10 protein-coding genes are annotated in these 10,141 nt (G+C 65.1%); 7 read left to right on the top strand and 3 right to left on the bottom strand.

Features of this window, described 5'->3' with window-relative positions; translation table 11 throughout:
- Positions 1–93 precede the first annotated feature (93 nt).
- On the bottom strand, positions 94–1,494 hold the full coding sequence (locus tag ABZD10_RS09880; RefSeq protein ID WP_372886194.1) for a short-chain fatty acyl-CoA regulator family protein: 1,401 nt from the start codon (positions 1,492–1,494) through the stop codon (positions 94–96).
- Between the two features lie 88 nt (positions 1,495–1,582).
- Positions 1,583–2,797 carry a multidrug effflux MFS transporter gene (locus ABZD10_RS09875; RefSeq protein WP_372886193.1) on the bottom strand — a complete coding sequence of 405 codons (1,215 nt, stop codon included), beginning with the start codon at positions 2,795–2,797 and terminating at the stop codon, positions 1,583–1,585.
- A 182-nt stretch (positions 2,798–2,979) separates the two neighbouring features.
- Between ABZD10_RS09875 and ABZD10_RS09870 the strand changes: the two genes are divergently transcribed.
- The 6 genes from ABZD10_RS09870 (at position 2,980) to ABZD10_RS09845 (ending at position 8,380) form a co-directional block, all read left to right on the top strand.
- Positions 2,980–4,512, top strand: coding sequence for an acyl-CoA carboxylase subunit beta (locus tag ABZD10_RS09870; protein WP_372886191.1), 1,533 nt, complete (start codon positions 2,980–2,982; stop codon positions 4,510–4,512).
- Positions 4,513–4,601: 89 nt separating this feature from the next.
- The gene (locus tag ABZD10_RS09865) at positions 4,602–4,961 is read left to right on the top strand and encodes a hypothetical protein (RefSeq protein ID WP_372886189.1); all 360 of its coding nucleotides are present in this window, start codon (positions 4,602–4,604) and stop codon (positions 4,959–4,961) included.
- A complete protein-coding gene (locus ABZD10_RS09860) occupies positions 4,951–5,361 on the top strand; it encodes a DUF6497 family protein (RefSeq protein ID WP_372886188.1) in 411 nt (136 codons plus the stop codon). The genes ABZD10_RS09865 and ABZD10_RS09860 overlap by 11 nt, the downstream gene beginning before the upstream one ends.
- Before the next feature lie 214 nt (positions 5,362–5,575).
- Positions 5,576–5,722 carry a hypothetical protein gene (locus tag ABZD10_RS09855; RefSeq protein ID WP_372886186.1) on the top strand — a complete coding sequence of 49 codons (147 nt, stop codon included), beginning with the start codon at positions 5,576–5,578 and terminating at the stop codon, positions 5,720–5,722.
- A gap of 75 nt (positions 5,723–5,797) precedes the next feature.
- Positions 5,798–6,154, top strand: a complete 357-nt coding sequence (locus tag ABZD10_RS09850; RefSeq protein WP_372886184.1) for a hypothetical protein — start codon at positions 5,798–5,800, stop codon at positions 6,152–6,154.
- 177 nt (positions 6,155–6,331) lie between these two features.
- The gene (locus ABZD10_RS09845) at positions 6,332–8,380 is read left to right on the top strand and encodes an acetyl-CoA carboxylase biotin carboxylase subunit (RefSeq protein WP_372886182.1); all 2,049 of its coding nucleotides are present in this window, start codon (positions 6,332–6,334) and stop codon (positions 8,378–8,380) included.
- Between the two features lie 78 nt (positions 8,381–8,458).
- On the opposite strand, the gene ABZD10_RS09840 is transcribed toward ABZD10_RS09845, so the two are convergent.
- Entirely contained in the window at positions 8,459–8,908 is a 450-nt protein-coding gene (locus ABZD10_RS09840; RefSeq protein ID WP_372886180.1) for a DUF4174 domain-containing protein, read from the bottom strand.
- A 103-nt stretch (positions 8,909–9,011) separates the two neighbouring features.
- On the opposite strand from ABZD10_RS09840, the gene ABZD10_RS09835 reads away from it, so the two are divergent.
- On the top strand, positions 9,012–10,141 hold a 1,130-nt coding region (locus ABZD10_RS09835), incomplete at its 3' end, for a methylmalonyl-CoA mutase family protein (protein ID WP_372886178.1).

The raw sequence follows: 10,141 nt of genomic DNA, 5'->3' as shown, positions 1-10,141 counted from the left end.
GGCGGCGAAACCCGTCGCCCCCCCGTCGCCCCGCTGCCGTTCGGCCCTGCTTTCTCTTGCCCGAAATATCCCCGCCGGAGGCCTCGAATCCGCTCAGTCCACCGCGTAGGGCAGCACCCCGCGCTGATTCTCGTCGATGCTGAGCCGCCTCTCCAGCGGCGGCACCGAGCGCTGGTGACAATCCGAACGCTCGCAGATGCGGCAGGATATTCCGATCGGTGAGAACGCCTCGGGGGTCGAGATATCCATGTGATCGGCATAGACGATGGCCTCGACATGGCGGATCTCGCAGCCGAGCGCGATGGCATAGCGGCGCACCGGCGCCCCGTAATGGCCGCCGGTCTTCGAGACGTCCCGCGCCAGGCTGAAATAGCGCACCCCGTCCGGGGTCTCGGCCAGCTGGCGCAGGAAGCGCCCCGGGGTCTCGAAGGCCCGGTGCACGTTCCACAGGGGGCAGGCGCCGCCGAAGCGGGCAAATTGCAGCCTTGTGGCCGAGTGGCGCTTGGTGATGGTGCCGGCCTGGTCGACGCGGACGAAGAAGAAGGGAATGCCCTTGGCGCCGGGGCGCTGCATGGTCGACAGCCGGTGCGCCACCTGTTCGATTGAGGCGCCGAACCGGTTGGCCAGTATCTCGAGGTCGTGGCGCGACTGGCGCGCCGCCTCGAGAAACACCCCGTAGGGCATCATCGCCGCGCCGGCAAAGTAGTTGGCCAGGCCGATCTTGGCGATGGCGCGGGCGGCGTCGGTCTGGAACCGGGCCAGGTCCAGCGTTGCCTCGAGCAGCTTGTCGGCCTGCAGCAACGCTACCTGAAGCAGCATCTGGAAGGTCTGGGTCTCGCTGGGGGCGCGGTCCGACAGGTAGAGGATGCGCGCATCGGGATCATAGCGGCGCAGCGTGTCGGATCCGGCGCGCTCGACGCTGATGCCGTGTTCGCCCAGGGCCCGGATCGCGGCGCTGCGGATGCCGCCGTCGGCGCTGGCGCGGCGGGCAAAGCTTTCCGCCGCATGGTCCACGGCGTCGATGTAATTGTCGCAATAGTGGAAGAAATCGCGCACCTCGTCCCAGGGGCTGGGCTGCATGCGCACGTCTTCGCGCCCCAGCGCCTCGTCGAGCGAGGCCAGCCGCTCGTGGGTCTGGCGATAGGCGCGGTGCAGTTCGAGAAAGGCGCGGGCAAAGGCCGGGGCGTTCGAGGCGGTGAGCCGCAGGTCGGCCAGCGGCGCCGGGCTGTCGGCCAGCACCGGGTCGGCCATCGCCTCGCGCATGTCCGAGACCAGCCGCTCGCTGTCGCCGGTGCTGAGCTCGGTCACGTCGAGACCGAATTCCTGGGCCAGCGCCAGCACCACCGTGGTCGAGACCGGGCGGTTGTTGTTCTCCATCTGGTTGAGATAGGGCAGCGAAACCCCGAGCTTGCGCGCGAATTCCTTCTGGGTGAGTTCGAGCCGGGTGCGGATCTCGCGCAGCTTGGCGCCGGCATAGAGTTTCTGTGTGGCCATGGTCTTCCCGGTGGTGAACGGACTTAGCTGATGCAAATATAACTTTGCAAACCGGCCGCGTCACCCCGCTTTCGCGCCCCGCGCCGCCTCAGATCCGCAATTGCCGTTCCCGCCATACCACCAGCCCGATCGACACCACCCCCATCAGCGCGGTGGTCAGCATGATCCACAGCAGCGGCGCCGCGCCGCTGTCGACGCTCAGCATGGCGCCGGCCAGCATCGACAGGGCGGCGCCGCCGCCGATCATGATCGCCCCCGACAGGCCGGCGGCGGTGCCCACCAGATGCGGGCGCACCGAAAGCGCCCCGGCGGTGGCGTTGGGAATGGTCATGCCATTGCCGAGCCCGACCAGCACCATCAGGCCGAAAAACGCCTCGGCGCTGTCAAGGCCGAGAAGGAACAGCAGCATCAGGCTGGCGGGACCGAGGCAGGTCACGATGCTGCCCCAGCCCACCATGCGGTTGACCCCGGCCCGCGCCGACAGCAACCCGGAAAGAAAATTGCCGGCGAAATAGCCGATCGCCGGCGTGGCGAAATAGACCCCGAGCTGGGCCGGCGCCATGCCGAAGACCTCGGTGCCGACGAAGGGCGCGCCGCCGAGATAGGCGAAAAACGCCCCCGAGGCGAAGGCCGAGGCCAGCGTATAGCCCCAGAACCGGGGGCTGCGCAGCAATTCGGGGTATTCGCGGAACTGCTGGCCAAGGCTCAGCCCGCTCTTGGTGCCGGTCTCGGCAAGGTCCATCCAGGACAGGATCCAGGTCAGCGCCCCGACCGCGAACAGCATCCAGAACACCGCCTGCCAGCCATAGATCTGATCCAGCAGCCCGCCGATGGCCGGCCCCGCCATCGGCGCCACCGTCATGCCCATGGTGACATAGCCGATCATCGAGGCCGCCTGCTCCTGGGGCACCACGTCGCGGATGATGGCCCGGCTCAGCACCATGGCGACCACCACCGCCGCCTGACCCATGCGGAAGGCAAGGAAGATCTCGGCGTTGGGGGCCCAGAGGCAGCCCAGCGTGGCCAGCAGGAACAGCCCCAGCCCCCACAGGATCACCGGCCGCCGCCCGATCTTGTCCGAGATCGGGCCGATCAGCAGCTGCAACACCGCGTTCACCGCGAGGTAGACGCCCACCGACAGTTGCAGCACCCGGTAATCGGTCTGGAAATGCGCCGCCATGCCCGGCAGGCTGGGCAGGAACACGTTCATGCTCAGCGCCGACAGGCCGGCCAGAAGAATGAGTGTTGCAATATGCGGCGGGGTGGTGCGATCAAACAATCGCGCCGGATAATTTCGCTCCATCCGTCAAGGCTAGGCCTGCGCCGCGTCTTTGTCCACGCTGCCAGCATGTGACGTCACGGCGAAACTTTTCATATTTGCAATTTGCTCGGCTTCCCGGATTTTTGGTTTGCAAATTTGCGCTATTTTGCTTTGCGCAGGCCGACTCTGCGCCTATTGTCGACGCAAATTCAAGGGGACCAATCATGAAAGACATCCTCCAGGAACTGGAAGACCGCCGCAACGTTGCCCGTCTGGGTGGCGGACAGCGCCGCATCGACAGCCAGCACGCCAAGGGCAAGCTGACCGCGCGCGAACGTATCGAACTTCTGCTGGACGAGGACAGCTTCGAAGAATTCGACATGTTCAAGACGCACCGCTGCACCGATTTCGGCATGGAAAAGGAAAAGCCCGCCGGTGACGGCGTGGTCACCGGCTGGGGCACGATCAATGGCCGCATGGTCTATGTCTTCAGCCAGGATTTCACCGTCTTCGGTGGCTCGCTGTCTGAGACCCACGCCGAAAAGATCTGCAAGTTCATGGATATGGCGGTGCAGAACGGCGCCCCGGTGATCGGCCTCAACGATTCGGGCGGCGCCCGGATCCAAGAGGGCGTGGCCTCGCTCGCGGGCTATGCCGAAGTGTTCCAGCGCAACATCATGGCCAGCGGCGTCGTGCCGCAGATCAGCGTCATCATGGGCCCCTGCGCCGGTGGCGCGGTCTATTCGCCGGCGATGACCGACTTCATCTTCATGGTCAAGGACACCTCCTACATGTTCGTGACCGGCCCCGACGTGGTGAAGACCGTGACCAACGAGGTCGTCACCGCCGAAGAACTGGGCGGGGCCTCGACCCATACCAAGAAATCCTCGGTCGCCGACGGCGCCTTCGAGAACGACGTCGAGGCGCTGGCCGAAGTGCGCCGCCTGGTCGATTTCCTGCCGCTGAACAACCGCGAGAAGCCGCCGGTGCGCCCCTTCTTCGATTCGCCCGCGCGGATCGAGGCCTCGCTGGACACGCTGGTGCCGGAAAACCCCAACACGCCTTATGACATGAAGGAACTGATCACCAAGATCGGCGACGAGGGCGATTTCTACGAGATCCAGGAAGACTACGCCAAGAACATCATCACCGGCTTCATCCGCATCGAGGGCCAGACCGTGGGTGTCGTCGCCAACCAGCCGATGGTGCTGGCCGGCTGTCTCGACATCGACTCGTCGCGCAAGGGCGCCCGCTTCGTGCGCTTCTGCGACTGTTTCGAAATCCCGATCCTGACCCTGGTCGACGTGCCGGGCTTCCTGCCGGGCACCAGCCAGGAATATGGCGGCGTCATCAAGCACGGCGCGAAGCTGCTCTTTGCCTATGGTGAAGCCACGGTGCCGAAAGTCACCGTCATCACCCGCAAGGCCTATGGCGGCGCCTATGACGTGATGGCCTCCAAGCACCTGCGCGGCGATTTCAACTATGCCTGGCCGACCGCCGAGATCGCGGTGATGGGGGCCAAGGGCGCGACCGAGATCATCCACCGCGCCGACCTTGGCGACGCCGAGAAGATCGCGGCCCATACCAAGGACTATGAAGACCGTTTCGCCAACCCCTTCGTGGCCGCGGAAAAGGGCTTCATCGACGAGGTGATCATGCCGCACGGTACCCGCAAGCGCGTCGCCCGGGCCTTTGCCTCGCTGCGCAACAAGCAGGTCAAGAACCCGTGGAAAAAGCACGACAACATCCCGCTTTGATGTGATCCCGGGTGGCGGGGCGAACCCGCCGCCCGTTCCAACCCGGCCCCTTGGGCCTTTGTTCCAGACCGTCCCCGAAAGGGCAAAACGTGACCCGTAACCGCTGGCATATCCTGTGCGAGGGCGAGACCCTCACCGTGACCCGGGCTCTGCCCGTGCGTCTCGACGTCTCGGCGCAGACCGTGTTGCCCACCGGCTCGCGGTTGCGGCTGGCCCAGCAGGTCCGCCAGGACCTGTGGCGGCGCATGCAGGGGCTGCGCGGGTTCCGCCCGGTGGTGCGTGTCACCCGCCACGGCGAGACCTGCCACGTGCTGGCGGGCGGCCGTGTCGAGGGCCGGTTCTCGCGGCCGCATGCCGAGACCGAGATTTCCGACATGCTGAGCGACCCCGATCTGCGGGCCCGTTGGAGCGCCTATGCGGCGCATCGCGAGGTGGCCCGTGCGTCGTGATTTGATTGCAGTTTTCGCCGCGTTTGGAGGGGCCCTTGCGGGCGCGGCCGCGGCCGGAGATTTGGAGGAGTCTCCGGCCGTGCCCTCCGGCCACCCCGTCTACCTTCAGGAAATGCTGTTCGAATCGCGTGCCGATAACAGCCGGGTGGCCCGCTTTCGCTATGTCATGCCGGTGATCGGCCGGGACACGGTCGGCTTTGCCGATGTCGAGGCGGATTTCGACCATCTCTGCCGCACCCGCGCGCTTCCGGCGCTGGCGAAAAACGGTGAAACCGTCGATCAGGTGATCATCTCGCTGTCTGATCGCGAAACCGAATTCGGTGTCCCTTCGGACGTTGCAACCCAGTTTTTCGAGGCGTACAGCATCGAAAACGGGACCTGCATCTGGGAGGGTTATTGATGCAACCACAATATCTTGCGGACGTTGGCTGGGCACGCGCCCAAATTGCGGCTTTCCGGCCACAGCACTTTAGCTTGGACGGCTATCTGTATATTTTCACGACGGAATCCGGTATTCTCCAGCCGGTCCACTGCGAAGTGGCCCTGTCAACAATAGTGGGGCAGGCAGGGTCGGCAGGCCCTGTTCCATCAGTAAATAATCTCTGGAGAAAGATATGTCGAACAGCATCAAATCGCTTCTGGCCGTCGGCCTCGTGGCTCTCGTGGCCGCCTGCGCAGACACCGCACCGGTCGAGGAATACGTCGTGGTCGACCCCGCGCCGATCTCGGAAGAACCGGTCTACACCGGCAAATACAAGTAACACCGCCCGCACGGGCTGGCGGGCCACCCAAGGGCCCGCCGCTTCGCGCCGCCTCTCGCCACGGGAGGCCGCGCCATGCTGAAGCACCGTGGTTTCCCCGGCCGCCTGCCGGGCACCGATTTCCAATTCGTCATTCGCCGCCCCAACCCCACGGGGGTGACGCCGCTGACCCGGCGCGAGCGCTACCGCGACCGCAAACCCGCCGACCGCCGCGCCGACGCCGGTTTCATGCAGGCGCTGTGGGAACAGTTCGGCGATCAGCCCTTCGAACGCGGCAACCTTGACGCCGGTCGTCTCAGCTGGCTCTTTGGCCGCGAGGTGATCCCGGCCGAAGAGCCCTTTGACCCCGCCAGCTACGAGGCCCTGCTGGTCATCGACGTCACCACTGCCCGCATCTCCTTCCCGGATGTCTTCGACGGGGGCTGGGCATGAGACCGCATTCCGCCACCTGCACTTACACGCCATCGGGCGAGGCTGCCAGCCAGCGTCACCCGTTCCGCGCCCCACACCGGGCCCCACCACCGCGCGCGATCTGTTTCGCGGCGGGGGGCTTCCTCGCATTCCATCGCTCGCAGACCGCCTGCGGCCAAGTACCAGAAGGGACATGACATGTTCGACAAGATCCTGATTGCCAACCGGGGCGAGATCGCCTGCCGTGTGATCAAGACCGCCCGCAAGATGGGCATCAAGACAGTGGCCATCTATTCGGATGCCGACAAGCAGGCGCTGCATGTTCAGATGGCCGACGAAGCCGTGCACATCGGCCCGCCGCCGGCCAACCAGTCGTATATCGTCATCGACAAGGTGATGGAGGCGATCAAGAAGACCGGCGCCCAGGCGGTGCATCCGGGCTATGGTTTCCTGTCGGAAAACTCGAAATTCGCCGAGGCGCTGGAAGCGGCCGGCGTCGCCTTTGTCGGCCCCCCCAAGGGCGCCATCGAAGCCATGGGCGACAAGATCACCTCGAAGAAGATCGCCCAGGAGGCCGACGTGTCGACCGTGCCCGGCTATATGGGGCTGATCGAGGACGCCGACGAAGCGGTGAAGATCTCGAACCAGATCGGCTATCCGGTGATGATCAAGGCCTCGGCCGGCGGCGGCGGCAAGGGCATGCGCATCGCCTGGAACGACCAGGAAGCCCGCGAAGGCTTCCAGTCCTCCAAGAACGAGGCCGCCAACTCCTTCGGCGACGACCGTATCTTCATCGAGAAGTTCGTCACCCAGCCGCGCCACATCGAGATTCAGGTTCTCTGCGACGCCCATGGCAACGGCATCTACCTGAACGAGCGTGAATGCTCGATCCAGCGCCGCAACCAGAAGGTGGTGGAAGAGGCCCCGAGCCCGTTCCTCGACCCCGAGACCCGCAAGGCGATGGGCGAGCAGTCGGTGGCGCTGGCCAAGGCGGTCGGCTATGCCTCGGCCGGGACGGTGGAATTCATCGTCGACGGCGACAAGAACTTCTACTTCCTCGAGATGAACACCCGTCTGCAGGTGGAACACCCCGTGACCGAGCTGATCACCGGCGTCGACCTTGTCGAGCAGATGATCCGCGTCGCGGCCGGCGAACCGCTGTCGATCACCCAGGACGATGTCGGCATCAACGGCTGGGCGATCGAGAACCGCGTCTACGCCGAAGATCCCTATCGCGGCTTCCTGCCGTCGATCGGTCGTCTGAGCCGCTATCGCCCGCCGGCCGAGGTGGCCGCCGGCCCGATGCAGGACAACGGCAAATGGGCCGATGACGCCATCGAGGGCAAGGATCATGCGGTGCGCAACGATACCGGCGTCTACGAAGGCGGCGAGATCTCGATGTATTACGACCCGATGATCGCCAAGCTCTGCACCTGGGCGCCGACCCGCGACCAGGCGATCGAAGCCATGCGCAACGCGCTTGACGGCTTCGAGCTCGAAGGCATCGGCCACAACCTGCCCTTCGTCAGCGCGGTGATGGATCACCCGAAATTCATCTCGGGCGACATGACCACGGCCTTCATCGAGGAAGAATACCCGGACGGCTTCGAGGGCGTCGAACTGCCGGTGGTGACGCTGCGCAAGATCGCTGCCGCCGCTGCCGCCATGCACCGCGTCGCCGAGATCCGCCGCACCCGCGTGTCGGGCCGCATGGACAACCACGAGCGCCGCGTCGGCAAGCTCTGGGTGGTGTCCCTGCAGGGCGAGGAATACCCGGTCAAGGTCAAGGCCGACAAGAAGGGCTCGACGATCAAGTTCGATGACGGTGTCAAGATGCGCGTCGCCTCGGACTGGACCCCGGGCAACCAGCTGGCCGAGCTGACCGTTGACGGCCAGACCCTGGTCCTGAAGGTCGGCAAGATCCCCGGCGGCTTCCGCATCCGCAGCCGCGGCGCCGATCTCGCGGTTCACGTGCGCACCCCGCGTCAGGCCGAACTGGCCCGGCTGATGCCGGAAAAGGTGGCGCCCGACACCTCCAAGCTGTTGCTCTGCCCGATGCCGGGTCTGATCGTCAAGGTCAACGTGGAAGTGGGCGACGAGGTTCAGGAAGGCCAGGCGCTGTGCACGGTCGAGGCGATGAAGATGGAGAACATCCTGCGCGCCGAGAAAACCGCCGTGGTGACCAAGATCAACGCCGCGGCCGGCGACAGCCTGGCGGTGGACGACATCATCATGGAGTTCGAATAAGCCGATGCGCCGGGCCGCACCACAGCACCATCCGGTTCAGGGCAGGGGTTTCCTGCCCGCCGGGGCGCTGTGCCCGCCCTATCGGATCGGGGCCGCGCGGCGGTCTTCGACCTCTTGCTGGCGCAGCGGCAGCTTGTCGATCGACCGGCTCAGCTCGCGCACCGTCCAGGGCTGGGGCTTGCGCAGGTATACCACCCCGTCCTTGCCGACCAGCACCAGCATGAAGCCGCGCGGGCGCAGGCTGCTGCGCAGGGCGCTTGCGGCGGCCGGGCTGGCATCGAGCAGCACCACGACGTCACGCTCGGCCAGCGCGTCCGGGTCGCCCTCGAGCAGGTCGATCTGCTGGCGGAAACGCGGATCGTTGGGGCTGTCGGCAAAGACCACGACCGGGCGTTTCAGCCACCGGAAGTCGTCCAGCGTGGCCGCGCTGCCATCCATGAACAACGGGATTTCCGCCTCGGTCGCGCCATCGGTGGCCAGCGCGGCGGTTCCCAGAAATGCAATCAAAACAAATGCCAAGCGGCGCATGGGCGGGCTCTCCTGTTCCCCCCAATATAGGCCCGCCGGGCGATATTCAAAGAGCTAAGAGCCCGGATCTTTGGGGATCGGGTCAGCAAATGAGGAAATGGATATGACCAAGAAAGAAGACTGGTCGGCGCTGGCCGAAAAAGAACTTCGCGGCCGCCCGCTCGATGATCTGACCTGGAACACGCTGGAAGGGATCAAGGTCAAGCCGCTCTACACGGCGGAAGACACCGAGGGCCTGGAACACATGGGCAACCTGCCCGGTTTCGGACCCTTCACCCGTGGCGTCAAGGCGACCATGTATGCCGGCCGTCCCTGGACCATCCGCCAATATGCCGGCTTCTCCACCGCGGAAGAATCGAACGCCTTCTACCGCCGCAACCTGGCCGCCGGCCAGCAGGGCGTGTCGGTGGCCTTCGACCTTGCCACCCACCGCGGCTATGACAGCGACCACCCGCGCGTGGTCGGCGATGTCGGCAAGGCCGGCGTGGCGATCGACAGCGTCGAGGACATGAAGATCCTGTTTGACGGCATCCCGCTGGACAAGGTGTCGGTCAGCATGACCATGAACGGCGCGGTGATCCCGATCCTGGCCAATTTCATCGTCGCCGGTGAAGAACAGGGGCATGACAAATCGGTGCTGGCCGGAACCATTCAGAACGACATTCTGAAAGAGTTCATGGTCCGCAACACCTATATCTATCCGCCCGAGCCGTCGATGAAGATCATTTCGGACATCATCGAATATACCTCGAACGAGATGCCGAAATTCAACTCGATCTCGATTTCCGGCTATCACATGCAGGAAGCCGGGGCGAACCTGGTGCAGGAACTGGCCTATACGCTGGCCGATGGCCGCGAATATGTGCGTGCCGCGATGAACGCGGGCATGGATGTCGACAAGTTCGCCGGGCGCCTGTCGTTCTTCTTTCCCATCGGCATGAACTTCTTCATGGAGGCCGCCAAGCTGCGCGCGGCGCGGACCCTGTGGCATCGCATCATGACCGAGTTCGGCGCCAAGTCGGAACGCTCGAAGATGCTGCGCACCCACTGCCAGACCTCGGGCGTGTCCTTGCAGGAACAGGATCCCTATAACAACGTGATCCGCACCGCCTACGAGGCGATGTCGGCGGTGCTGGGCGGCACCCAGTCGCTGCACACCAACGCGCTGGACGAAGCCATCGCGCTGCCCACCGATTTCTCGGCCCGCATCGCACGCAATACCCAGCTGGTGCT

It is taken from the genome of Shimia sp. (genome assembly GCF_041624275.1).
In the GTDB taxonomy this organism is placed as follows: domain Bacteria; phylum Pseudomonadota; class Alphaproteobacteria; order Rhodobacterales; family Rhodobacteraceae; genus Shimia.
Note: the sequence above shows the minus strand (reverse complement) of the source record. Positions and strands in the feature narration are given on the sequence as shown.